Source organism: Ferruginivarius sediminum, assembly GCF_003344765.1.
GTDB classification, from domain to species: Bacteria; Pseudomonadota; Alphaproteobacteria; order Kiloniellales; family Rhodovibrionaceae; genus Ferruginivarius; species Ferruginivarius sediminum.
The window spans coordinates 233,442-255,611 of record NZ_QPMH01000005.1 but is presented as its reverse complement, the minus strand read 5'-3'; the positions used below and the strand labels follow the sequence as shown (position 1 = coordinate 255,611).

The 22,170-nt window shown below is 63.7% G+C and carries 25 protein-coding genes; 10 read left to right on the top strand and 15 right to left on the bottom strand.

What is annotated here, in order from left to right; genetic code table 11:
- Positions 1-586: 586 nt before the first annotated feature.
- Together DRB17_RS08065 and DRB17_RS20205 are read right to left on the bottom strand one after the other, a co-directional pair.
- A complete protein-coding gene (locus DRB17_RS08065) occupies positions 587-994 on the bottom strand; it encodes a type II toxin-antitoxin system death-on-curing family toxin (protein WP_114581683.1) in 408 nt (135 codons plus the stop codon).
- Positions 984-1,151 carry a hypothetical protein gene (locus tag DRB17_RS20205; RefSeq protein ID WP_153242369.1) on the bottom strand — a complete coding sequence of 56 codons (168 nt, stop codon included), beginning with the start codon at positions 1,149-1,151 and terminating at the stop codon, positions 984-986. Before DRB17_RS20205 ends, DRB17_RS08065 begins: the two co-directional genes overlap by 11 nt.
- 185 nt (positions 1,152-1,336) lie before the next feature.
- On the opposite strand from DRB17_RS20205, the gene DRB17_RS08060 reads away from it, so the two are divergent.
- From DRB17_RS08060 to fliP, 4 genes are read left to right on the top strand one after another with little or no spacing between them, the layout of a single operon-like run.
- Positions 1,337-1,585, top strand: coding sequence for a hypothetical protein (locus DRB17_RS08060; protein ID WP_114581682.1), 249 nt, complete (start codon positions 1,337-1,339; stop codon positions 1,583-1,585).
- A complete protein-coding gene (locus DRB17_RS08055; RefSeq protein WP_114581681.1) occupies positions 1,582-1,911 on the top strand; it encodes a hypothetical protein in 330 nt (109 codons plus the stop codon). The genes DRB17_RS08060 and DRB17_RS08055 overlap by 4 nt, the downstream gene beginning before the upstream one ends.
- A complete protein-coding gene (locus DRB17_RS08050; protein WP_114581680.1) occupies positions 1,911-2,231 on the top strand; it encodes a flagellar biosynthetic protein FliO in 321 nt (106 codons plus the stop codon). The genes DRB17_RS08055 and DRB17_RS08050 overlap by 1 nt, the downstream gene beginning before the upstream one ends.
- On the top strand, positions 2,228-2,983 hold the full coding sequence (gene fliP, locus DRB17_RS08045; RefSeq protein WP_114581679.1) for a flagellar type III secretion system pore protein FliP: 756 nt from the start codon (positions 2,228-2,230) through the stop codon (positions 2,981-2,983). The genes DRB17_RS08050 and fliP overlap by 4 nt, the downstream gene beginning before the upstream one ends.
- Positions 2,984-2,997: 14 nt before the next feature.
- Here fliP and DRB17_RS08040 read toward each other — a convergent pair whose 3' ends face one another.
- The 9 genes from DRB17_RS08040 to DRB17_RS08000 form a co-directional block, all read right to left on the bottom strand.
- Positions 2,998-6,495, bottom strand: coding sequence for a hypothetical protein (locus DRB17_RS08040; protein ID WP_114581678.1), 3,498 nt, complete (start codon positions 6,493-6,495; stop codon positions 2,998-3,000).
- Complete coding sequence (locus tag DRB17_RS08035; protein WP_114581677.1) at positions 6,495-7,265, bottom strand: OmpA/MotB family protein; 771 nt, start codon at positions 7,263-7,265, stop codon at positions 6,495-6,497. The genes DRB17_RS08040 and DRB17_RS08035 overlap by 1 nt, the downstream gene beginning before the upstream one ends.
- Complete coding sequence (locus DRB17_RS08030) at positions 7,262-7,906, bottom strand: hypothetical protein (RefSeq protein ID WP_147274848.1); 645 nt, start codon at positions 7,904-7,906, stop codon at positions 7,262-7,264. Before DRB17_RS08030 ends, DRB17_RS08035 begins: the two co-directional genes overlap by 4 nt.
- 66 nt (positions 7,907-7,972) lie before the next feature.
- The gene (locus tag DRB17_RS08025) at positions 7,973-8,662 is read right to left on the bottom strand and encodes a protein phosphatase CheZ (protein ID WP_114581675.1); all 690 of its coding nucleotides are present in this window, start codon (positions 8,660-8,662) and stop codon (positions 7,973-7,975) included.
- Between the two features lie 14 nt (positions 8,663-8,676).
- Positions 8,677-9,066, bottom strand: coding sequence for a response regulator (locus tag DRB17_RS08020; protein ID WP_114581674.1), 390 nt, complete (start codon positions 9,064-9,066; stop codon positions 8,677-8,679).
- A gap of 107 nt (positions 9,067-9,173) precedes the next feature.
- On the bottom strand, positions 9,174-9,899 hold the full coding sequence (locus DRB17_RS08015) for a MotE family protein (protein WP_147274847.1): 726 nt from the start codon (positions 9,897-9,899) through the stop codon (positions 9,174-9,176).
- A 20-nt stretch (positions 9,900-9,919) separates the two neighbouring features.
- Complete coding sequence (locus DRB17_RS08010) at positions 9,920-10,441, bottom strand: DUF6468 domain-containing protein (protein ID WP_114581672.1); 522 nt, start codon at positions 10,439-10,441, stop codon at positions 9,920-9,922.
- Complete coding sequence (gene fliM, locus DRB17_RS08005; protein WP_114581700.1) at positions 10,438-11,517, bottom strand: flagellar motor switch protein FliM; 1,080 nt, start codon at positions 11,515-11,517, stop codon at positions 10,438-10,440. The genes DRB17_RS08010 and fliM overlap by 4 nt, the downstream gene beginning before the upstream one ends.
- Positions 11,518-11,569: 52 nt before the next feature.
- Positions 11,570-12,088 (bottom strand): flagellar basal body-associated FliL family protein, encoded by a 519-nt coding sequence (locus DRB17_RS08000; RefSeq protein ID WP_114581671.1) that lies wholly within the window; start codon positions 12,086-12,088, stop codon positions 11,570-11,572.
- Positions 12,089-12,373: 285 nt separating this feature from the next.
- On the opposite strand from DRB17_RS08000, the gene flgF reads away from it, so the two are divergent.
- Genes flgF through flgH form a run of 4 tightly spaced genes read left to right on the top strand, consistent with a single transcriptional unit; the run spans position 12,374 to position 15,744 of the window.
- On the top strand, positions 12,374-13,102 hold the full coding sequence (gene flgF, locus DRB17_RS07995; protein ID WP_114581670.1) for a flagellar basal-body rod protein FlgF: 729 nt from the start codon (positions 12,374-12,376) through the stop codon (positions 13,100-13,102).
- 54 nt (positions 13,103-13,156) lie between these two features.
- On the top strand, positions 13,157-13,942 hold the full coding sequence (flgG, locus tag DRB17_RS07990; RefSeq protein WP_114581669.1) for a flagellar basal-body rod protein FlgG: 786 nt from the start codon (positions 13,157-13,159) through the stop codon (positions 13,940-13,942).
- A gap of 30 nt (positions 13,943-13,972) precedes the next feature.
- Positions 13,973-14,941: a flagellar basal body P-ring formation chaperone FlgA gene (gene flgA, locus DRB17_RS07985; RefSeq protein WP_114581668.1), complete on the top strand. Its 969-nt coding sequence runs from the start codon at positions 13,973-13,975 to the stop codon at positions 14,939-14,941.
- 32 nt (positions 14,942-14,973) lie between these two features.
- Positions 14,974-15,744, top strand: coding sequence for a flagellar basal body L-ring protein FlgH (gene flgH / locus DRB17_RS07980; RefSeq protein ID WP_114581667.1), 771 nt, complete (start codon positions 14,974-14,976; stop codon positions 15,742-15,744).
- 116 nt (positions 15,745-15,860) lie between these two features.
- Here the strand turns inward: flgH and DRB17_RS07975 are convergent, their stop codons facing one another.
- Positions 15,861-16,760 (bottom strand): LysR family transcriptional regulator, encoded by a 900-nt coding sequence (locus DRB17_RS07975; RefSeq protein WP_161958741.1) that lies wholly within the window; start codon positions 16,758-16,760, stop codon positions 15,861-15,863.
- A gap of 105 nt (positions 16,761-16,865) precedes the next feature.
- Between DRB17_RS07975 and DRB17_RS19915 the strand changes: the two genes are divergently transcribed.
- Positions 16,866-17,909 carry an L-histidine N(alpha)-methyltransferase gene (locus DRB17_RS19915; protein WP_147274846.1) on the top strand — a complete coding sequence of 348 codons (1,044 nt, stop codon included), beginning with the start codon at positions 16,866-16,868 and terminating at the stop codon, positions 17,907-17,909.
- 14 nt (positions 17,910-17,923) lie between these two features.
- Positions 17,924-19,171 carry an MFS transporter gene (locus DRB17_RS07970; protein WP_147274845.1) on the top strand — a complete coding sequence of 416 codons (1,248 nt, stop codon included), beginning with the start codon at positions 17,924-17,926 and terminating at the stop codon, positions 19,169-19,171.
- A gap of 49 nt (positions 19,172-19,220) precedes the next feature.
- On the opposite strand, the gene DRB17_RS19910 is transcribed toward DRB17_RS07970, so the two are convergent.
- The 3 genes from DRB17_RS19910 to DRB17_RS07960 form a co-directional block, all read right to left on the bottom strand.
- Positions 19,221-19,784 (bottom strand): hypothetical protein, encoded by a 564-nt coding sequence (locus DRB17_RS19910; RefSeq protein ID WP_147274844.1) that lies wholly within the window; start codon positions 19,782-19,784, stop codon positions 19,221-19,223.
- Between the two features lie 293 nt (positions 19,785-20,077).
- Positions 20,078-21,127 carry an ABC transporter ATP-binding protein gene (locus tag DRB17_RS07965; RefSeq protein WP_114581664.1) on the bottom strand — a complete coding sequence of 350 codons (1,050 nt, stop codon included), beginning with the start codon at positions 21,125-21,127 and terminating at the stop codon, positions 20,078-20,080.
- The gene (locus DRB17_RS07960) at positions 21,120-22,169 is read right to left on the bottom strand and encodes an ABC transporter ATP-binding protein (protein ID WP_114581663.1); all 1,050 of its coding nucleotides are present in this window, start codon (positions 22,167-22,169) and stop codon (positions 21,120-21,122) included. The genes DRB17_RS07965 and DRB17_RS07960 overlap by 8 nt, the downstream gene beginning before the upstream one ends.
- Position 22,170: the final 1 nt, after the last annotated feature.

Sequence of the window (22,170 nt, the reverse complement as noted above, 5' to 3'; positions counted from 1 at the left end):
CTATCCCGTCAATCCGACAAAAAAACCGCCACGCGGACCGGCCAAACCGGCCCTCGTCAAACTCCTCGCCGCAAATGACCGTATCGCAAAGGTCCCGCGTCGGGGGAGAGGGACGGGGTGAGGGGGGGGGGGTGGCCGCCTGCCGCAAACTAGGCAGAGGAGAGACGGGCCGCCGGAAGGCGGCCGGAGAGGCGTCCCCCAGCGGTTCTTGCAGCCAGCCGCGCCGGGGACGCCCCTCGCCCCGCTCACGCGGGCAGCTTCCCCGCCCTGAATAAACGAACTCAAGAACTAGGAATCTTGACCTATTTCACAAACAACGCTACGCTTCCTATCCTACTTTCTGCAACGAACCGACGGGAGCGATGCATGAACGACGAACCGACGCCGCCACAGGAGATTCCGTTACCGTATGCAAACGTCATCATCCGTCATCATTTGTCATCATGCTGTTACAGGGCGGCGATTGGGCGCGGAGTGAAATTGGCGGGTCGCGGGTACTCCCTCGCGCCGTCCAGACGATGTCCGGGATACCGATGCCACGCTGAAAAACAGCCTCCCCGCCACGGGACAAACCGGGCGCGGCGCGTCACGTCGGGAAGATATCCGGGCGCAGGGATTCCGCGAGGCCTTCCTCCGTATAACGCTGGTTGGCGAGCGCGCGGACATAGGCGCTCAGCACCGGCCCGTCGGGACCGGTCCAGCGATAGCCGTTCGCCTCCAGGAACAGCATCAGGGTGGCGAGACCGGTAGCCAGGTTCCCGGTGCCGAACGGCCGTTCCTCCAGCAGGCCGAGGGTGTGCGCGCAGGCAAGGCGCACCACGTCGCGCTCGTCGTGATAGTGCCAGAGCACGCGCGGGCGGTTCAGCGCACGCTCGATCGCGCCGGTATCGGCGATCACCGCGCCGGTGCCGATATCCGCCACCTCGGCGGCGTTCAGCTTGCGGACTTCTTCCACGGGAAGCCACACCGGCTCGACGTCGGGTTTACTCGTCACCAAGGTCGGACCTCGCCTGCTTCGTTGCTTCCAGGACACGCGCGCGCATGGCGTCGAAATCCGGCGCCCCGGACGGCGGGCGCGGCGGATAGGTATAGGCCTTTTCCTTGTCGGCGGCGTGGGCCGCCTCGACCGAGATCGGCGGTTCGTTGTGCATGGACACCCCACTCGTACAACCTGGATACGCTGTCTCCAGCACTGCTGAAACAGAAGTTAGTCAGCCGCGCTCCGAAGGACAATGCCGGGGCTGGTCTAACCCTTTGTTAAGCATATCCGTTCACGCTTGCCGCGAGATCGCGTCATGGGCGCGGCACGGGGGCCGAAGGGGCAAGGCGGCCGGTATTGAGGCGGAACGACCCCGATACGCCGGAACGGACGGATGCATCCACGCCACGCGGCACGGCCGCGCGTCAGTTGCGGGAATTGACGCGCGCGAGCGAGCGGGACCCACGGCTGGCGGATGCGCTCTCGGCGGCCGGCCCGATTCCGCCCGCCGCCCTGGCCGCGGTCGCCGCCATCTTCGAAACGCTGTTCGAGGCCGAATCCGAGGCCGCGGACGGCAACGACGCGTCTGACGGGAACGAGCGATGAGCGCCAAGCTGGAAACCGAACTGACAACGCTGTCGCGGCAGATCGAACAGGCCGAATCGGCCGTCGCCGAGGGCGCCGATACCGATCTGGCCGGCCTTGACGAGCAGGTCTCGCGGCTGTGCCGGGAGGTGCAGGCGCTGCCGCGCGAGGACGGGCGCGCGTTGCTGCCGACACTGCAGGAACTGCTGGACGGTATCGGACGCCTGGATGCGGCGATGAAACAGCGCTTCGACGGCGTCAAGACCGAGTTGCAGGCGCACGGCCGGCGCACGCAGGCGGTGAAGGCCTATGGCCGCCCACCCTCCTCCGGTCCGCGGGAGGACTGATGGATCTCGATGTCTACCTGCGCTTTCTGCTGGCGCTGATCTTCGTCGTGGGGCTGATCGGCGCCCTGGCGTGGGGCGCGAACCGGCTTGGCCTGGGCGGGCGACTGACGCCGAACACGGGCAAGAAGCACCGCCGGCTCTCCGTCGTGGAGGTGGCGCCGCTGGATGGGCGCCGCAAGCTGGTGCTGCTGCGCCGCGACGCGGTCGAACACCTGGTCCTCATCGGCCAGGGCAACGACGTGTTGATCGAAACGGGAATTGCCGCGCCCGCCGCCCCGGCCAAGGCGCCCGACACCGCCCCGGGGAGTTCCACGGTATGACGCTGTCGCGTGTTTTCGGCCTGTCGCTGACGTTCGCGCTGGCGGCGGTCGCCGTCGTTCTGGGGGTCAGCGAGCCGGTCGCGGCGCAGACGTTCAGCCTGGAGCTGGGCGATGGCGGCGGCTCGACCTCATCGCGGATCATTCAGATCATCGCGCTGGTCACCGTCCTGTCGCTGGCGCCGTCGATCCTGGTGATGGTGACCTCGTTCACCCGCATCATCGTCGTGTTGTCGTTCCTGCGCAGCGCGCTGGGCATCCAGCAGACGCCGCCGAACTCGGTCCTGATCAGCCTGGCGCTGTTCCTGACGGCCTTCATCATGATGCCCACGATGCAGACCATCTATGACGAGGCGCTGGTGCCGCTGGTGAACGAAGACGTCGGCGAGTTGGAGGCCGTCGACCGGGCGGCCCAGCCGGTGCGCGCCTTCATGCTGGATCACGTGCGCGGGGAGGATCTGCGTCTCTTCATCGACATGGCCGATGTCGGCGAGGTGGAGGAGCCGCAGGCGACGCCGATGCGGGCGCTGATCCCGGCGTTCATGATCAGCGAGCTGCGCCGCGCCTTCGAGATCGGCTTCCTGATGTACTTGCCGTTTCTCATCATCGACATGGTGGTCGCGTCGATCCTGATGTCGATGGGCATGCTGATGCTGCCCCCGGTGCTGATCTCGCTACCGTTCAAGCTGATCTTCTTCGTCCTGGTGGACGGCTGGCATCTGGTCGCCGGCAGCCTGGTGCAGTCCTACGGCTGACGCCGCACTCTCCTCTACGATTGCCCGCCGCCGAGGCTGGCCTGCTGCTGCAGGCTGTCCTGGAAGGTATTCATGAAGGCCTTGGCCTGGCTGACCTCGGCAAGGCGCTGGGCAATCGTGGAAACGCCCTGGCCGTCCTCGCTGCCGGCCAGCAGGCGGAAGGTCTCGGCGTGCTTGCTTTGCCGCATCGCTTCGCCGTAGCGCTTTTGCAGCCCATCCAGTTCGTCGCGCCGCCCCGCCAGGGTGAGGGCCACCGCGCTGCGCAGTACCTGACGAACATTCCTCTCCGCCATCGCCGCGCCCGGCTTGGGCGTGTTCGGCAACAGACCGTCGAGGGCATCCGCCGCCTTGCCCCAGCGGCCGGCGTCGGCGTGGATATCCGCCTTGAGCCGCAGGCCGTCCGCGCTGTTGTCGCCCCGCAACAGGGCCAACGCTTCGTCCCCACGGTGGAGCTTGGCCAGCGCGCGGGCGCGCAGATGGCGCCGCCGGTCGACAAGCACCTTCGACCCGCCGGTTCCCTTGCTGATGTCGAGCGCGTCCAGCGCCTTGCCCGGTTTGGCGTCAAGCAGATAGATGGACGCCAGCCGGGCGCCCGCCTTGGTTCGCCGCGCGCCGGCGAGCCTGTGACGCACCTGGCCGTCCAGAAGGTCGGCGGCACGCTCCAGCAGGTCGACCTCCACCAGCCGGTCGACGAGGTTCGAAATCATCCTGTCGCCCTCGGGCTCCGCCGGCGTCAGCTCGCGGAAGGATTCATAAAGGGCCAGCGCCTTCAGCGGCGGCATCCTGTCCGCGCCGCCCTGCAGGAACACCTGCTTGAAGATGTCGCGCATGCGATCCGCCGCGCCCTGCGCCCAGGCCGTGTCCGGAAGGTGGGATGCCGCCTGCCGCAGTGCGGTCAGCGCGCGCCGATACTCGGCCCCGGCGGCGTAGAGGTCGGCGAGACGGTGAAGCAGCACGGCCTCGAAGGAATCGCCCCGCCAGGCGAAGCGCAGCCGTTCCAGCCGAGCGATCGCCTCCTTGCGGTCGATGCGGTCGGCGGCCAGGTCCCGCTCCACCATGACGAACCGGGCACGGGCGCGGGAAGATGCATGGTCGCTTGTCGCCACGTCGCGCCACAGTGTCTCGGCCTCCTCCACGTCGCCCTCGGCAAGCAGCTTTCGCGCCAGCAGATAGTCCACCTCCGCCCGGTCCGACCTGTTGTGGCCGAGCGCGCGGGCGACCTCCAGGTTATGCTTGGCCGCCTTGGTGTCGCCCAGCCGCAGCCGCGCCTCCGCGATTGCCAGGTGCAGGCGTTTACGCACGGTATCGGGATAGGCGCCCAGCACGTTCTCGGAGCGATGGAAGGCGTTGACGGCCGCCTCGTCCGCGCCCGTCGCGGCGGCATGGGCCGCGCGCCACGGCAGGGCATCCAGTGCGCCGTCCAGCGAGGGGTGCGTCAGCGCCTCGCCCGCCTCCCGCCACTCTCCTTGCAGCGCGTGGGCGGCGCCCGCCATCAGGCGGACCTGCGGATCCTCCGCCCGGCGCGGCGCCTGCTCCGTGTACACGTCGAGCGCCCCCAGGGTTTCCGCCGCCAAGCCGTGCGCGAAGTAGAAGCGGGCAAGCTCCAGACGGGCCAGATGCTTCTTCGCCGGGGGCGCGTCGACAACGGCCTTCTGCAAACGCCGCCGGGCCTTCGAGTACGGCTCGTCCGCCCGTCGCCATGCCCGGAGGTCGAGAAGCCGCCTGCCGTTCAGCGCATCCGCCGTGGCATCGGCCCCACCGCCGTGGCCGGGATTGGAAATGGCCAGCTTCTGCGCGCCGCCGTGGATGACGACACCCTCCTCGCCCGTGCTGACGGCCACGTGTTCGGCCTTCGGCACGACGGCCACGCCGACGACCGTCGGCAACAGCGTAAACTCGGGGAAGTCCCGGCGCAGCGACATGCCCTGCCCGGCCCCGGCGAGCGGAACCACGTAGAGCCGTCCGCCGGCACCCGGATCGGCCATGTCGACGACGGGCCCCGCCGCCTCCACCGGGATGACGACGCGGCCGTCGCGCACCTCGACCCGCAACGGCCGGGACGGCAGCGCGGACTGCGCCGCCAGCGACAGTTGCCACCGCCCCTCGTCCTGGCGTGGGCGGATCTGCAGGCCGGGTATCGCATCGAAGCGGACCACGGTGGCACCGTCGTGGCTCTGCTGCGTGGCCTTGCGGACGGCGGGATTGGCATTCTGCACGGACAGCGCGAAAGCCTCCGGCGCCCGCCCCGCCGCGACCAGCCACATGTCGCCGTCGCGGCGGTACGCGGCAACATGCCGCTTTGCCCACGGCAGGCCCAGGTCGCTCGCGGCGATGGCGGGAGGCATCTCGCCCGGCTGCGGGGTCAGACCGCGCGCAACTTTCTGTGGCGGGAACCGCTCATCGCCGCTGAAAGAGACGCGAGTAACCCGTGAGCGGGGCCTTTCGGAGTCGTCAGGTGGACTGGCGTCCCTCGAATCCGCCTCCGGCTCGGCGTCGGGAGCGTCTTGCCCAGAGGTGCCAACGTTCTGCCCGGCGGAGCCGCCGGCCTCCTCGGCGGCGCTACGGGAAAGCGCCTTCTTCGCCTCGGGCAGCAGCGAAAGCGGCGCGCCGGGCTCGTCGCCGCCGGTGGCTGCATCCGTGCCGGCGCCGGCATCCCCCTTCTTCGGGGAAGCCTGTTCCGGCACCGCCCGGGCCAGTTCCTCGGGCTTCTCCGGCGGCCGGGTCGGCTTCCTCTCGACGGCGCCGTCGTCCGAGTCGGCTGTGACGGTCGGCGCCGGCGTTTCTTCGGTGTCGGGTACCTTGCCGTCTCCCGGCTTACCATCGGCAGCCTTGGCCGCCAGGACGTCGACCACGACTTTCGGCCCCACCTTGAAGTGGCGCAGCCGCGCCTGCGGTGGGATGTCGAGGGTGACCCCGCTGTTGGTGCCGCTCTCGACTTCGCCCACGCCCTTCACGCGCGGCAAGCCGTCACCGTTAAAGGCACTCAGGTCCAGTTTGGCCGGCCGCTCGAAGCGGACACGGGCGCCCTTGCCGTCGGGGGCGCGCTCGACGCTGTAAGCAACCTGCTCGCTCCAGTCGAACACCAGCCGGTCGAAGGTATCGTGCTCACCTACCCGCATCCGCACGGTGGGCGCCGAATCCGGCGGCGCATTGGGGGCCTTGAGGTCGACAACGACCTTCGGGCCGCTGGTCCAGTGCTTGAGACCGAAGTCGTCCTTCATCGGGAAAGTCAGGCGGTAGCCATGCGGCCCCGCCGCCGCCTGTCCGACGTAATCGCCAAGCGTCGGCAGGACGCCGCCAAGCTGGAAGGCCGCGCGCCGCGCGAACTCCAGATGAAGCTGCCCGTCCTGCACATACGCGCGATAACGCACGGGCTTCGACCAGTCGAACACAAGGCGGCCGAAGTCGTCGTGCTCGCCGGCGCGGATGCGCACCGTTTCCTGCGCCGCGGCCGGCAGCGCAGCGAGCACCGTCCCGGCGAGGAGCGAGAGGTATAGTGGCGCCCGGCGCATCAGTTCCCGTCCCGACCGGCGGCGCCGATCACGATGTCGACCCGGCGGGCCAACGCATTGCGACGCACCAGCGGCCATTCATCGGGAAGCGCACCGAATTGTGCGTCGCCATAGCCGCGCGCGATGACCCCGCCGTCATAGCCGGCCTTCCGCAGCGCAACGGCAACGGACTGCGCCCGCCGCAGCGAAAGCTCCCAGTTGGAAGGATAGCGTCCGCGCGGCTTGCGCGGGTCGGCATGGCCCGCAACCTCGACCCGGTTAGGCAGGTTGCGCAGCACGCCGCCGAGGGCAAAGACCGTCTCGGCCGCTTCCTTCGTGAGTGCATGGTCGCCGGTCTTGAACAACAGATCGGAAGGCAGCGAAACGAAAAGCCGCCCCGCTTCCCGACGTACGAAAGCCGCGTTTTCCGGCAGGGCGGAGGCGATCTGCCCGCGCATCAGTTCGGCCACGTAATCCAGGTCGGCGCCCGGCGCCTCGTTCGCCGTCGGCATGTCGAGGCGCAGCGCCGGGCGTGCCGGGGATGTCGAGATCACGCTGCTCAACTGCTCGCGCAGGCTCTGGGTCAAGCTTTGCCAGGACTCCGTCTTCACCGTGGACATGGCGAAGATCATGACGAAGAACGTCAGCATGAGCGCGACGAGATCGGTGAAGGTCACCATCCACGCGTTCGCATCGTTGCGTCTCGCGCGACGTGGCGGCAGCCCCGTGGATACGGACGGTGGAGGCGGCGGCGCCTCCTGCACTTGCTCGATCTCGGCCTCGTCGCTCACGGCCTTGCCTCCGGCGCCTTTGCCGGTAGTTCGCCAGCCGTTCTCGGCGGCACGTCCAGCAGGATTTCGAACGCGATCAGGCCGTCCCGCGCCCCTTCCGACGCACGCGGCCAAAGCGCGATCGACAGGCTATCCTCTGCCACCCCCAGATCGCCCAGCCGCCGCGCCATCACGCCGCCGCGACGGACCGCAAGCTCGCCGGCCACCCCGGTTCCCGAGCCGCGCACCGAATGCAGGAGTTGCAACTCGTATGCGGCTTCAGGCCCGTCCTCGCCGTTCAGGATGCGCGCCAGACGATCCAGCAGGACGCCGCGGCCCGGCGCCAGACGCGCGCTACCGGCAACGAAGACCGACTCCGCCGGCACTTCGAGGCGAAGCGCGTTTCCGGTGGGGGATTCCTCCATCTCCACCACCGGCAAGGTCTGGCGGAACAGGCTTTTGAGCCGGTCGACAAGCGAGGGCGCGTTCTCAAGCTGGCCCAGGCCCGCCGTCGGATTATCCAGGCTGCGAATCGCGGCGACGTGTCCCTGGAAGGTCGTTGCCACGCTTTCCAGGACGGCACGGCTGCGCTTTTCCTCGAAGCTCGACATCGTCGAGAGCAGGATGAAAAACGCCAGCAGAAGCAGCTTGAGGCTCAACATCGCGACGATGTTCCCGTCGGACGTCGAGCCTCTCTTGCGGCGATTCGCGAGGTATTCCATCACGGGTCAGTCAAAGCTGGCCAACAGGGCGTCGATGTCCTCCTGACTGACAGCTTCGTTCGGCGAGGCCGGGCCGTTCATCAGGCTTTTCTCGTCGTCCTTGGACGCAGCCTCGGCCTGTCGCCGCTTGATCTGGTTACGGGCCATCTCTTCCCCGAACGCAGCCAACAGAGCGTCTACCTTCCGCTCGATTTCCTGCAGGGCCGTGACGACCTTGGTGATGCGCTGTCCGGTGATGTCCTGGAAGTTGCAGGCCTCGTAGACCTGCGTGACCGCACCGGTGATCTTCTCCGACTTCGCCTCGTCGACCTCGCCGGCGACCTCCTCGATCGACTCGACGGCCTCCAGTATCTGGTTGGTGGCCTGCTCGGTCGCGCCGACGATGGCTTCCAGTTCATCCGTTGCCGTCGGCAGGTGCTGGTCGCGGATCTCGTCCGGGCGCACCTCGGCGATCTCCGCCTTGGCGCTTTCGATATACCGCCCCAGCGCCTCGATCTCGGCGTAGAGTTTCAGGTTCACGGCCGAGAGGTCGCCCTCGACCGTGGCCATGATGCTTTCGACCGCCGCCGTGATGTCTTTCGGATCGGCCCGCTGCCCGTGATCCGCCAGAAGCTGGAGCCGACGCTCCAGCTCCGCGCGCAGGGGATCTGCTTGCCCGCCCCGCCTGTTGGTGCCGCCGGAATGCGCCCCGTCCATCGCCGGCTCCCTTCTCAGAACTGGCCGATCACCGCCGTCAGCTTGGTCTTCAGCGTCGCGGCATTGAACGGCTTGATGATGTAGTTGGTAACACCGGCCTCCTTGGCCGCGACCACGTTCTCGCTCTTGCTCTCGGCCGTGACCATGATGAAAGGCAGGTCATTCAGGCGCTGGTCCGCCCGGACCTCCTTGAGAAGTTGCAGCCCGCTCATCGGCTCCATGTTCCAGTCCGAGATGACCAGACCGTACTTCTTGTCCCGTAGTTTCTGCAGGGCGACGCTCCCGTCGGTCGCCTCGTCGACGTTATTGAACCCGAGCTGTTTCAGCAGGTTGCGGATGATCCTCAGCATGGTCTTGTAGTCGTCCACGACCAGGATCGGCATATTGAAATCGACGCCTGCCATAGCCGCCTCAGTCCCCCTTCCCGGCAAATGCCTTTTATTTTGAACTCGCGATGCAACCTAGAGGCACAGCCTTAAGAGGCCGTAAACGCTCCTTGTTTACCGCGCATCTACTCCCGCGGAATCGGCAAGTCGCGCCGCTCGGCCAGCTTGAGCGTAAGGGCCTGTGCCTTGGCGGGCTGCATTTCCGCCAGGATCGGCGCCGTCTTGCGTTCGTTCATGCGGTCGACGACCTTGAGCAGAATCGGCATTTCGAGATCCTCGAAAATCCGCGCTGCGTCGTCCGCCTTCATCTTCTCGTAGATGTTGACGAGACGGGTCAGCTGCTTGTCCTCTTGTTCATCGTACTTGACCAGCAGGTCCTCGATCGTCGACTTCAATGCTTCAAGGTCGGCGATCTTGTCCTCAAGGCGTTTCTCCGCCGCCTTGATCAGCGACTCGCGCTCGTTGAGCGCCTCCTCCCGCGCATTCAGCCGCTGCCGGCGCTCGCCGAGCTGCTGCAGAAGCTCGATTTCCTCGTTGCTCATCGAGAGTGGATCGTCGCTGCCATCAACCGCCGCCATTGCCGGACCACTATCGCCTTCGTCCATACCGCCATCCGACCTGGCCGCACCCTGTGCACCGGCCGAGCCGTTCCCGTCGTCTACCTCTTCACCCGACGTATCGGCGGCGGCCACCTGGACGTGACTGAACGGCTCCCGGACGAACTCGGCCGCCGCGGCGGCCTCGCTCTGCGCCTCGGCGGGGCCGCCGAAGCCCTGCCAGATCTCCCCGATCCGGACGCCGAGCGTCAGCAGGGAGACGGCAATCAGCATTGGCAGGATCCGTGGTCGCATTGCTGTTCTCCTCCCCGCCTTCAGCGCACACCGCGGAGCGCGCGCAGGAGACTGGCATTGGCCGGCGGCTCGTCCTCGATGTCGCCGCGCGAACCGCGCGCCGCCACGCTCGAACCTCCCGAAGCCGCCTGCTTCCGGCTTGCCGCAGCCGGTTCGGATGCCTTCTTGGCCGGCTTCTTGGCGGTCTGCCCGCCCTCGTTCGCCGGCCGCGTCGCGGTGCGCGCCTGGCCGATCTGACCTTCCAGCCTATCGGCCAGGCTCGTCGCCTTCTCGACCAGGAAGTTCATGTCGTCGCTGAGTTCACGGGCCTGCATGACCTGCGTTTCAAGCCGCTGACCCGACTCGTTCGCCGCGGCCTTGAGTTCGGCCAGCGCGCCTTCCGCCTTGCCGGTGCTCTCCACGAGGCGATTCACCAGGGCTTCCATCTCCTGCTTGGTATTGCGCAGGGTGGCCAGCTTCCTGTTCAGGACCGAGGCATAGACAATGGTCGCGGCCAACAGCAGCGCCACGACGACGTCGAGCGCGATGGCAAAGCCGGTCATGCGACGTCGCCCTCCCTGGCGGACTTGTTCTGGATGCGCACCGCAATGTGCTCGTTCCGCCGCCCCATCGGACCAGCGAACATCTTTACGTCGCCGCAGCGCAGACTCACCTTCGACTGCGGGGTCGCGTTCAACGGGATGAAGTCCCCGACCTTCCAGTTGAGGACATCGCCCAGCGTGGCATCCACCTCGTCGAGAACGGCACGCAGGCTGACCTCGGTCTGCCACAACTCGGCCGTAAGATGGCTTTCCCAGATCGAATCGCGGCCGAACTTCTCGCCCATGAACATCTGGAGCAGCATCTCGCGCACCGGCTCCAGCGTGGCGTAAGGCAGCAACACCTCCATGCGGCCGCCGCGATCCTCCATGTCCACCCGCAGCCGGGCCACCACCGCCGCGTTGGCATGGCGCGCGATCGTGGCGAAGCGCGGATTGGTCTCCAGCCGGTCGAAGCTGAACGTGACCGGCGAGAGCGGGTCGAAGGCGGCGGAGATGTCGCCCAGGACGACGTGGACCATCCGCTCCATCAGGTTGCGCTCGATGGTCGTGTAGGGCCGGCCCTCGATCCGCATGGCGGCCGTGCCGCGCCGCCCCCCCAGCAGGACGTCGACGATCGAGTAGATCAGCGTCGAATCGATCGTGATGAGGCCATAGTTGTCCCACTCCTCGGCCTTGAAGACCGTCAGCATCGCCGGCAGCGGGATGGAATTCAGGTAGTCGCCGAAACGGATCGAGGTGATGTTGTCCAGGCTGACCTCGACGTTGTCGGACGTGAAATTGCGCAGCGAGGTCGACATCATCCGCACAAGGCGGTCGAAGACGACCTCCAGCATCGGCAGGCGTTCGTAGGAGACCAGGGCCGAATTGATGATCGCCTGGATGCCGGACTGATCGCCGCCGTCGCCACCGTCGCCGTCAAGGCCCAGGAGGCTGTCGATCTCTTCCTGGTCGAGGACACGCGCCGAACTGCCGCCGCCGTCGTCGCCGGCCATGGCCTCCCATTCGGCCATCAGGGCGTCTTCGTCGACCTGCTCGTCGTCCTGGCCTTCGACCTCGGGATCGTTCTCTTCCGCCATGACCTCCGCCCGTTCACCCAGTCGGGTGTCGCTTTGCGCCGGCACTCAGCGCCTACTGGACCAGCATCTCCTTGAACAGGACGTCCCGTACCTTGACGTCGTCCACCGTTGCATTCACGCGCAGCAGCAGTTCCTCGCGCAGCCGCTGCAGCCCGGCCGAGCCCTGAAGGTCCTCGATCCGCAACTCACGCAGGTAGACCTGGAAGTTGTCGACGATGCGCGGCTTCACCTGGTCCAGGCGCTGGCGCGCGGCCTCGCCCTCGACCTCCAGGCTGACCGACAGCTTCAGGTAGTTGCTCTGGCGCCCGCCGGAGTTCAGGTTCACCAGCAAGGTCGGCATGTCGTAGAAGACCGACTGCTTTTCCTCGGCCGTGCTTTCCTCCGCCTTGCCGCCGCCGAGAAGGCTGTCCAGCGCACCGCTGAGATAGACCCCCGCGCCCGCGCCGATCAGGAGAAGCAGCGGAAGGATGCCGAACAGGACGATCTTCTTGCCCGATGGGCCGCCTTTACGTGGCGCGGCTTCGATCTCGACATCCTCGCCGACGTCCTGGTCCATCGTCTGGTCGGTCATGAGCCCCCGCTGCTGCGCGTCCGAACGAGACGAATCATTCCTGATTCGCGGTGTATTGCCGTCAAAGTATGCCGCCCTGGTTAAGAACTCGTTGAGCCGGCAGAAGCAGCCGGGCGTACCGGCAAGACTTGCCGCCCGACGAGGCCGTACCCGAATTCCCGCCCCGCCTCAACCTCCTAACCTTTTGATATTTTAATATAATCGGAATTTGGCACGCAGCCTGCATGAGAGATGGGCGGGCATCGTGCCCGGGCCACGCAACAGGACGATCGAGCCGGGAACCAAATGGAAACGACGAGCTATATCGCCCTCTCCCGCCAAGGTGCGCTTCGCCGCGAGATGGACCTTGTCGCGAACAACCTGGCGAACGTGAACACGCCGGCCTTCCGCGGCGAGAGCATGATGTTCGTGGAGCATCTGGCCGAAACCCAGCGCGGCGAAAATGGCAAGCTGAGCTTCGTCGAGGACATCGCCGTGGTGCAGGACCTCAGCGAAGGGCCGATGGAGCAGACGGGCAACGCGCTGGACGCGGCCATCGACGGCGAGGGTTACTTCGTCGTCGAGACAGACGACGGTCCGCGCTACACCCGCAACGGCAGCTTCAAGCTCAGCCAGGACAACGAACTGGTCACCGACGCGGGCTACCGCGTTCTGGACCAGAACGGCAACCCGATCGCGATCCCGGACAATGCCGTCAGCATCGAGATCTCGGAGGACGGCGCGATCTCCACGGAGAACGGGCAGGTCGCGACCTTCGACCTCGTCACCTTCGGCAACGAGCAGGCGCTGCGCAAGCAGGCCGACGGCCTGTTCGACGCCGGCGACATGCCGGTGCTGCCGGCCGACGGAGCCGGGGTGAAGCAGGGCATGCTGGAAGGCTCCAACGTCAAGGGCGTAGTGGAGATGACGCGAATGATGGAGCTTGTGCGCAGCTATCAGGGCGCCCAAAAGATGGTGGACGGCGACCACGAGCGCCAGCTTCGCGCCATTCGCACGCTTGTCGAGTCCGCCTGACGCCGGGCCGCATTAACCGGAACCGCACACGCCGAAGCCAGAAAGGAACACCCCATGCGTTCGCTCAATATCGCCGCCACGGGCATGCTGGCGCAGCAGATGAACGTCGAGGTGATCTCGAACAACATCGCCAACGTGAACACCTCCGGCTACAAGCGTCAGCGGGCCGAGTTCAACGACCTGCTGTACCAGAACATGCGCCGCGTCGGCGCGAACTCCTCGCAGGAAGGCACCATCGTGCCCTCCGGCATCCAGCTCGGTCTCGGCGTGAAGCCCGGCGCGGTCTACCGCATCAGCGAGCAGGGCAGCCTGGAGATCACCGACAATACCTTCGACCTCGCCGTGGACGGCAAGGGCTACTTCCAGATCGAGCTGCCCTCGGGCGAGACCGGCTACACCCGCTCGGGCTCGTTCCAGCTTTCGCCGGACGGCGATCTCGTCACCTCCGACGGCTTCCTGGTGCAGCCCGGCGTCACCATTCCCGAGGACGCGGTGGGCGTGACGGTGAACGCCAGCGGCGAAGTCCTGGTGGACCTCGACGGTCAGGTTGCTCCGCAGATCGTCGGCCAGATCGAACTGGCGCGCTTCTCCAACGAGGCGGGCCTGGAAGCCATCGGCGACAACCTGTTCCTTGAAACCAACGCTTCCGGCCAGGCGAACGTGGCGGTTCCGGGCTCGCCCGGCTTCGGCACGGTCCTGCAGGGCGCCATCGAGAACTCGAACGTCGATGTTGTGAAGGAGATCACCAATATGATCGCCGCCCAGCGCGCCTATGAGATGAACAGCCGCGTCATCCAGGCCTCGGACGAGATGATGCAGTCGGTGACGCAGCTTCGCTAACGCGTTTCACGAGCCGCCGGAGAGTTTCCCATGACCCCGCACCGCGCTTTTGCCGCCATCGCCTTCGCCGCCCTGGCTTGCGCCTCCCTGGCCTGGGCCGCGGCCGGACGCGCGGAGGCCGCCGGCACGCTGGCGCAGCCGGTCACGCTGAACACCAACATCACGGTCGAGGACCGCACCGTGACGCTGGGCGATATCTTCTCCGGCCTGGACGAGCGGGCGGACACCGCCATCGCCAACGCGCCCGAACCCGGCCGGCAAGTCCGCCTCACCGCTTCCTGGCTGGCGCGCGTCGCGAAGGCCTACCGCGTGGACTGGCAGCCCCATTCGCCCGCCGTGGAGACCACCGTCCGCCGCGCCGCCCACCGCATCGGCCGGACGCGGATCGGCCAGGCCATCGGGCGCGTCCTGGCGGAACGCGGAATCGACGGCAACCTCTCCATCGTGCTCGACAACCCCGGTCTCTCGCTGACCCTGCCGACGACGGTGCCGGCCACGGTCAGTGTCGCCAACCTGGCCTACGACCGCTCCAGCGGCCGATTCAGCGCCAACGTGCTGGCGCCCGACGTGAACGACCCAAAGGCCAGCGCGACGATCACCGGGCGCGCCGTACACATGGTCGACGTGCCGGTGCCGATTCGCCGGATCGGCCGGGGCGAGCTGATCCACGAGGACGACCTGGAATGGATTTCGATGCCGGCCAATCAGGTGAACCGCAACCATCTGACCGACGCCGCTTCCATCGTCGGCAAAAGCGCACGGCGCAGCGTCCGTCCGGGTGAGCCGCTGCGCATGACGGACGTGCGCAAGCCCGTCGTCGTGGCCAAGAACAGCCTTGTCACCATCACCTTCAAGACGGACCGGATGCAGTTGACCGCCCAGGGGCGCGCCCTTGACGACGGCGCCAAGGGCGAGGCCGTCCGCGTCATCAATACGAAGTCCAAGACCACGGTCACCGGCATTGCGACCGCGGCCGACACCGTCTCGGTGAAGCCGTGAGCGCGCCGGGGATGCGAGGAGGAGCGTCGATCATGTTCACCCGCACGCTTTCCGCCGGATTGACCCGCGCACTTGCCGTCACGCTGCTTGCGGTTGCGGTCAGCGGCTGCAATGCGCTGACCCGGCTTGAGCAGGTCGGTTCGGAGCCGCCCCAGACCGGCATCGAGAACCCGGCAAAAATGACCGGCGACAGGCCGCTTGAGCTTCCAATGCCGACACCCAGGGAAGGCGCGGACGAGCGCCACGCCAACTCGCTGTGGAGTCCCGGCTCGCGCGCGTTCTTCAAGGACCAGCGCGCCAGCGACGTGGGCGATATCCTGACGGTCGTCATCAACATCAACGACAGCGCCGAATTGTCGAACGAGACCACGCGCAGCCGCAACGCGGGCGAGAACGCCGCGCTCAGCAGCTTCCTTGGCTTTGAAGGGAAGCTGGACAAAGTCCTGCCCAACGACGTGGATCCCACCTCACTCGTGGACGCGGAAAGCGACAGCGTCCACACCGGCAGCGGCGAGGTGGACCGCACCGAGGAAATCAATCTGCGCGTCGCGACGATGGTGACGCAGGTTCTGCCGAACGGCAATCTGGTCATCGCAGGCCGGCAGGAAGTGCGCGTGAACTACGAGAACCGCGTCCTCCAACTCACCGGCATCATCCGCCCCGAGGACATCCGGTCCACCAACGAGATCAGCCACGAGGACATCGCCGAAGCCCGCATCGCCTATGGCGGCCAGGGCCAGCTCAGCGACGTCCAGCAGCCCCGCTACGGCCAGCAGGTTTACGACATCCTGTTCCCGTTCTGAGGGGATGGGGCTACAATATCTAACGCCTTAGCTATCAATTGCGCGGAAAGCGCGACGGAATTGTCAATAATTACGGCTCGCTACGCTAATCACGACGGACCTCAAGTGGCCTGCTGCTACGGTGGCGGAAGATATCCTCCATCGCATAACGCTTTTTCAAGATAGCTACACAAATGATCGGCCGGCGTATCGGAAATACGAGACGATTTGTAAATGCCAAGGGTTGTCATTGGGAGTTCCGGAAAACCTTCGGCATTGGTCAAAACACGTAGACCTGGCCGCACCGCGCTTTCTGGAAATACGGATATACCCAGGCCCGTCTCTACCGCAGTTCGGACACTTGCCACGCTGGCACTGGTGAACACCTCATGCCCGCGCCATCCACACCGTTCAAGGCCTTCCATTGCCAATTCTCTGTAAGGACAGGGCGGGTCAAAAAGAGCCACAGGCATATCTTCGTTTATTTCCAAAGCACGTTCTTCACCGACTACCCAAACCAGTTGCTCCTGGTACACTGCTGGCGGCGCATTATCTACCGACTCGATTATGCCAAGCGCAAGATCCAGTGTGCCCGCAGAAACCGCCTCCCTGAGTTCAGAGCTTGCGTCGGCACGCATAGCCAAATGAACCCCGGGATGAGCTCTCGTGAATTGTGCAAGCAGCGCCTGAAGTCGTCGTCCTGCGAACCATTCTGGAAGACCAATACGAACCCGACCAGATAACGGAGGCATAGCTAGCTGCATTCGCGCCTCCTCTTCCAAATCTACAATAGTACGTGCGTATTTGTGCAAAATCCGGCCTGCTTCAGTCAGCTCGACTTGCCGACCGTGACGGCTTAGTAGCCGCTGTCCTACCCGGTCTTCCAATCGTTTGATCTGCATGCTTATAGCAGATTGAGTGAGATTAAGCCGTCGAGCAGCCTGTTTGAAGCTTCCCGCGTCCACGATTGCCACAAGCGCCATCAAAAGCTCTAAATCTAGCCGGCCAATTATCGCGTTACGTGCTGCGCTATCCATGACACCCCGTGAACTTCGCTTCACCATAATTCACTTTATACGGGTTCTTGGTTCAATATACAACCCGTTATGATTGCATCCGCGCGGGTGCGGCAGTTTGCTAGCTTGAACAAGGACAACTTCCCAGTCATGTTAAATGCGGCCAATCTCGCCCATGAGGAAACATCGCTCGAAACTCTCATACAAAGCTCTCTATCAGAAAGATTAAATATACCTCGGAACAATATAATAATACCTAAAAATAAAGAAAAATACCATGATGCACTTAACCCCACTCGCACGAATCCCCTGCTTCAGGAGGTTTTCGATATTATGAGACGATTGAACGAAACTGCACTACATGATTTCACACTCGGATGTGATCAAGATGGTAATAATAGCTTCGCCAATTGCATTGATAACGTAGCACGCGATATTGCCGATATATTTGAAAATAAAAATATCACGTACTTGGAATTAGGCCCCGAACCTGCAAAAACCCGTCGAATTATATCTAAATTACAAAATTTACACTGCACAATATCAGATTATATAAGCGTTGACATAAACCCAAGCTCAGAAGTGGTGATGCGAAATGAACTTAGCGACCTTCTATCATATGATCACATACACTGCATCACAAAACCATTCGACAAATTAACAACAAGGGATATAAGAATCGGCACCCAGCCAACACTCGCAACTATGCTTGGATTTCAAGAAGGAAACGAGCATCCTGATAGTGCAAACTATTTTCTGAGTAAAATTTTGCAGCATGAAGATTTTTTACTATCAGAAATGCAGATATTCACCGGAGAAAATCACAGTATACTGGAAAAATTTTATCTGGATCCGAGAATGCGACGATTTTCACGTCTTGCTCTTGAGCGTATTTATCCCGATGCCCAATCTCGCTATCGCTTCGAAATAATTCCTGTAACACTAGAAAATGGTCAAGTTATAAGATGTTGCGTAAGCTGTGAGGACATATTTTATCCTAATAATTTAGAAAAATACGTATTTGTAGCAAACTATTGCCTTAAATATACTCTTGCTCAGTTCCGTAATTTCCGAATCAATGATGATTTATTTAAAATAATATGTGAGCATTCAACTGGAGACAATACAGTTTCCTTTCAATTGTCACGAAGAACAAACCGTACATTGTGATATTGGACCATATCATGGACGAATCAATCACGTTATCTCCTGCGAAGCTTATTCCGGCAGGACTGGCAATTGTTGCCTCGACATACGGTCTTGCACGGTATACCTATGGCCTCTTTGTTCCTGAAATACAGTCTGAATTCGGCCTTTCCACGGAACTGATGGGGCTGATCGCTAGTGGGTCGTACGCAGGCTATCTCGCCGCGACGCTAATCGGCTCTTCGATTTCGGGTATCGTCGGACCGCGACTTCCCATTGTACTCGGCGGCTTGGCTGCGACCATCGGCATGACTATCATGGCCGCAAGCAAAGACCCCTGGCTTTTCGCTCTAGGTGTCATTCTCGCTGGCACAAGTCCCGGACTAGCCTATCCGCCGCTCTCTGACGCTGTCACGGAGCTCGTTCGAAAACGTCACCAGAATCGTACGTACGCCATAATCAATTCCGGCACCAGTTTGGGTGTCATTATCGCGGGCCCCGCAGCCCTTCTTGCCACGGGCGACTGGCGATGGGCGTGGGTTGGATTTGCTGTTTTCGCCGCTGTTGCGACTCTCTGGAATGCGAAACTGCTACCCTCAGGGAAAAGTCCGGCTCGCGCAGCCGCTGAAATGCCGGAGTTGAAATGGGCCTGGTTTTTCAGCCCCCATTCCAGTCGGCTTTTTCTATCAGCATTCCTGTTCGGCATTGTCACAGCCGTGTATTGGACGTTCGCAGTGGACCTTCTCGTCGACTATGGAACGTTAGCACACAACCAATCTCGTTTCTTTTGGATCCTTATAGGTGGTTTTGGCCTTTTAGGTGGCGCTGCCGGGGACCTTGTTACACGCTTTGGGCTCCGTCGAACTTTCCGAATTGGCATGCTTGCAATTGCCTTGGCCATTAGTACGCCCGCTTTATTGCCGGAACATGTCCTCGCCGTCTATGCGTCAGCGATGGCATTCGGAAGCACATTCATCCTTATCACTGGGCTATTCGGGATTTGGAGCGTCCACGCATTTCACGACCGGCCTTCAGCCGGCTTTGGTGCCACGTTCTTCCTGATCTCCGCTGGCCAATTGGTCGGCCCCAGTCTCGCCGGTTTTCTGGCATCGTGGTCTGAAATGGCCATGGTTTTCCAGCTTGCCGCCATTGCCTGCGCTGCGCCGCTACTCCTGGGCCCCCGTCATGACCTCTATTCCATGACACCGGACGCCGCAGCCACCTCTGTTGACGACGCCAATCCCGAAATAACTGCTGAGCAAGCTTACCAGGACGCAGGAGTCTGAAATCCGATACGGATCTTGCAATTTTTGGGCAAATTGCGGACAGACCCACCTATGCTGTTACATTTCGGATACCATCCGTCATAGTGGTCGAATTCATGCGCCGGATATCTCTTGCGATGCTATCAAACCACGGCTGCGAAGCAGTTGATTGAAAGGCTTCAAGGTCTTCGTCGCCATCTTCTTGTGTGCCTCGACGCCCTAACGCTAGCTGTAGGACATCGACTTTGATAGCTAAGCCGCTAAGCGTCTGCGCAGGGGTCGAAAATATTTCGTTCGCAGTTCGCCCAACGTAATCTTGTAAAGTATTTGCACGCTCTTGCATTTCTCCATAGCCCCATTTTTCGAGCAGTGCCTCCTCGTTCGCCTCTCTCTCGAAAATTTGTGAAATCGCCGCTCTTCGATTCTTTAGAATGGTACTCTTCAGAAGACTGCTGCCGCCTGCAGTTGAAAGCCCAACAGCCTCTCCGGCATCTCGACGCATCTCCCGCAGCGTCTCAATCGTTACTTTCCAGTTCCGGTAAGATCTCTGAAACGCCTGATGAAGCCTCATTAGATGCGTATCGGCGTATTCCGAATCTTTGCCCGACCTCTCATTCCATGGATCAGACGGCATCCTCATCTCCCTTGGCAAATTTCGTCACCGACTTAACGAACGATGAACTCCATATCATCATCCATGATGATATGCAACTTCCAGGGGTATAAAACATATGCTTAGCGCGAGTAAGGTAGTGCCACCGTCGGCCATGCCTGACTGATCATTCCTGAATGAGGCCCCGTCCTCACCCTGGCGGAGTACATTGTCCGGACGGAGAACGGCGTCGTCGACGAGCCGGTGCCTACTTCGGCCCTCGGCTAGGCGCCGGCCCGGGCGTTGCCGGCGAGCCATCCTCGGACGCAATACGCTTAAGCGGACTCCGGCTCCGGCAGGCGTCCTTCCTCCACCGCGTGACAGCGCACCTCGCCGACGCCGACCTTCAGCGCCATCGGCGTCTCGCTGCGGCAACGCTCGTCGGCAAAGGGGCAGCGGGGGTTGAAGTGGCAGCCGGCGGGAGGTGCGATGGGGCTTGGCACTTCTCCGCCCACCGGAGTGCGCGCGCGGCCCGACATCTCAAGGTCCGGAATGGCGTCCAGCAGCATCCGCGTATAGGGATGCCGCGGGTTCGAGAACAGAAGCCGCGCGTCCGACCACTCCACCAGCCGGCCCAGGTACATCACGCCGACGTAGTCGGAAATGTGGTAGACCACCGCGAGATCATGGCTGATGAACAGGTAGGTCAGACCCAGCTCGCGCTGCAGCCGCTTCATCAGGTTCAGGATCTGCGCCTGCACCGAGACGTCGAGGGCGCTGGTCGGCTCGTCGCAGACGATGAAGTCGGGCTCGCTCGCCAGCGCGCGGGCGATGGAGATGCGCTGGCGTTGCCCGCCGGAAAACTCATGCGGATACTTCTCGCCGTCCAGCGCCGACAGACCGACGAGTTCCAGCAATTCCCCGACCCGCGTGCGGATCGCCTGGCCGCCGGAAAGCAGGCCGTGGTAGCGGATCGGCTCGGCCACGATGTCGGCGACGCGCCAGCGGGGATTCAGGCTGGCGTAAGGATCCTGGAAGATCATCGCCCACTTGCGGCGCAGCGGCGCCATCTGCCGGCGTGTCTGAATCCGCGCGAGATCGGTGCCCTCGAACTCAACCCGGCCCTGGCTCGGCCGGTAAAGGCCCACGACCAGGCGCGCCACCGTCGACTTGCCACAGCCAGACTCGCCCACCAGCGAGAAGGTCGAGCCGCGGGGAATATCGAAGCTGACATCGTCCACGGCCGTCAAATGCACGCGCGGCTGGCCCTGGAGCACCCGGTTGAGGAACGGCGCGGACACGTCGAACGTCTTGCCGAGGTCGCGCACGCTCAAAAGCGTCTCGCCCGTCGCGACCGGGCCCTGGGGCGCCGCCACCTCAGCCATTGCCGCGCCTCCTGCCCTTCTCCGCCGGGTCGTGCAGCCAGCACGCGGCTTCGGACCGGCCGGCGGGCATCAGTTCGGGCCGCTCGCGCCGGCAGCGATCGAACGCCTTCGGGCAGCGCGGATGGAAGGCGCAACCAGAGGGGATCTGCGTGAGGCGCGGCATCGAGCCCTTGATCTGCACCAGATCCTCGTGCGTGCCGCCAATCGTCGGGATCGCGCCCATCAGACCCTCGGTGTAAGGGTGCTGCGCGTTTTTCACCACCTCCTGCACCGGGCCCACCTCCGCGATTCGTCCGGCGTACATGACGGCGACACGGTCCGCCGTCTCGGCGATCACGCCCATGTCGTGGGTGATCAGCATGACCGAGGCGCCATGCTCCCGGCACAGGCGCTGCAAAAGACGGATGATCTGTGCCTGGATCGACACGTCCAGCGCCGTCGTCGGCTCGTCCGCGATGATCAGGCGCGGATTGGCGCAGAGTGCCAGCGCCACCACGACCCGCTGGCGCATGCCGCCGGAAAACTGGTGCGGGTACTGGTCGATGCGCCGCTCGGGTGCGGGGATGCCGACCTCGGAGAGCAGGTCGAGCGCCCGCTGCCGCGCCTGCTTTTCGCTCAGGTCGCTATGCGTGCGGATCGTCTCCGTCAGATGGAAGCCGACGGTGTAAAGCGGGTTCAACGAGGTCAGCGGATCCTGGAACACCATGCCGATGCGCGCGCCGCGATACCGGCGCATCTTCTCGTACGGCAGGTTGTCGATCCGCTCGCCTTCCAGCCGGACCTCGCCGCCGGCGATGCGGCCCGGCGGCTCCAGCAGGCCGATGATGGCGGTCCCGGTCATCGACTTGCCGGCGCCGGACTCGCCGACGACGCCCAACACTTCGCCCTCGTCGATGTGGAAGGAGATGTCGTCGACCGCGCGCAGCGTCCCCTTGCGGGTGGGAAACTCCACCCGCAGCTTCTCAACCTCCAGCACCGGGCGATTGCCGCGCGGGCGGGCCGTGGCGCCGGCTGAATCGGCAAAGGTTGTCGTCTCGTTCATC

What these genes read in the sequence shown, in the direction of transcription:
- DRB17_RS20205 (WP_153242369.1), bottom strand. Translation starts at nt 1,151, where the DNA reads ATGCACAACGAACCGCCGATCTCGGTCGAGGCGGCCCACGCCGCCGAC.
- DRB17_RS08055 (WP_114581681.1), top strand. Translation starts at nt 1,582, where the DNA reads ATGAGCGCCAAGCTGGAAACCGAACTGACAACGCTGTCGCGGCAGATC.
- DRB17_RS08050 (WP_114581680.1), top strand. Translation starts at nt 1,911, where the DNA reads ATGGATCTCGATGTCTACCTGCGCTTTCTGCTGGCGCTGATCTTCGTC.
- fliP (WP_114581679.1), top strand. Translation starts at nt 2,228, where the DNA reads ATGACGCTGTCGCGTGTTTTCGGCCTGTCGCTGACGTTCGCGCTGGCG.
- DRB17_RS08040 (WP_114581678.1), bottom strand. Translation starts at nt 6,495, where the DNA reads ATGCGCCGGGCGCCACTATACCTCTCGCTCCTCGCCGGGACGGTGCTC.
- DRB17_RS08030 (WP_147274848.1), bottom strand. Translation starts at nt 7,906, where the DNA reads ATGTTGAGCCTCAAGCTGCTTCTGCTGGCGTTTTTCATCCTGCTCTCG.
- DRB17_RS08025 (WP_114581675.1), bottom strand. Translation starts at nt 8,662, where the DNA reads ATGGACGGGGCGCATTCCGGCGGCACCAACAGGCGGGGCGGGCAAGCA.
- DRB17_RS08020 (WP_114581674.1), bottom strand. Translation starts at nt 9,066, where the DNA reads ATGGCAGGCGTCGATTTCAATATGCCGATCCTGGTCGTGGACGACTAC.
- DRB17_RS08015 (WP_147274847.1), bottom strand. Translation starts at nt 9,899, where the DNA reads ATGCGACCACGGATCCTGCCAATGCTGATTGCCGTCTCCCTGCTGACG.
- DRB17_RS08010 (WP_114581672.1), bottom strand. Translation starts at nt 10,441, where the DNA reads ATGACCGGCTTTGCCATCGCGCTCGACGTCGTCGTGGCGCTGCTGTTG.
- fliM (WP_114581700.1), bottom strand. Translation starts at nt 11,517, where the DNA reads ATGGCGGAAGAGAACGATCCCGAGGTCGAAGGCCAGGACGACGAGCAG.
- DRB17_RS08000 (WP_114581671.1), bottom strand. Translation starts at nt 12,088, where the DNA reads ATGACCGACCAGACGATGGACCAGGACGTCGGCGAGGATGTCGAGATC.
- flgF (WP_114581670.1), top strand. Translation starts at nt 12,374, where the DNA reads ATGGAAACGACGAGCTATATCGCCCTCTCCCGCCAAGGTGCGCTTCGC.
- flgG (WP_114581669.1), top strand. Translation starts at nt 13,157, where the DNA reads ATGCGTTCGCTCAATATCGCCGCCACGGGCATGCTGGCGCAGCAGATG.
- flgA (WP_114581668.1), top strand. Translation starts at nt 13,973, where the DNA reads ATGACCCCGCACCGCGCTTTTGCCGCCATCGCCTTCGCCGCCCTGGCT.
- flgH (WP_114581667.1), top strand. Translation starts at nt 14,974, where the DNA reads ATGTTCACCCGCACGCTTTCCGCCGGATTGACCCGCGCACTTGCCGTC.
- DRB17_RS07975 (WP_161958741.1), bottom strand. Translation starts at nt 16,760, where the DNA reads ATGGATAGCGCAGCACGTAACGCGATAATTGGCCGGCTAGATTTAGAG.
- DRB17_RS07970 (WP_147274845.1), top strand. Translation starts at nt 17,924, where the DNA reads ATGGACGAATCAATCACGTTATCTCCTGCGAAGCTTATTCCGGCAGGA.
- DRB17_RS19910 (WP_147274844.1), bottom strand. Translation starts at nt 19,784, where the DNA reads ATGCCGTCTGATCCATGGAATGAGAGGTCGGGCAAAGATTCGGAATAC.
- DRB17_RS07965 (WP_114581664.1), bottom strand. Translation starts at nt 21,127, where the DNA reads ATGGCTGAGGTGGCGGCGCCCCAGGGCCCGGTCGCGACGGGCGAGACG.
- DRB17_RS07960 (WP_114581663.1), bottom strand. Translation starts at nt 22,169, where the DNA reads ATGAACGAGACGACAACCTTTGCCGATTCAGCCGGCGCCACGGCCCGC.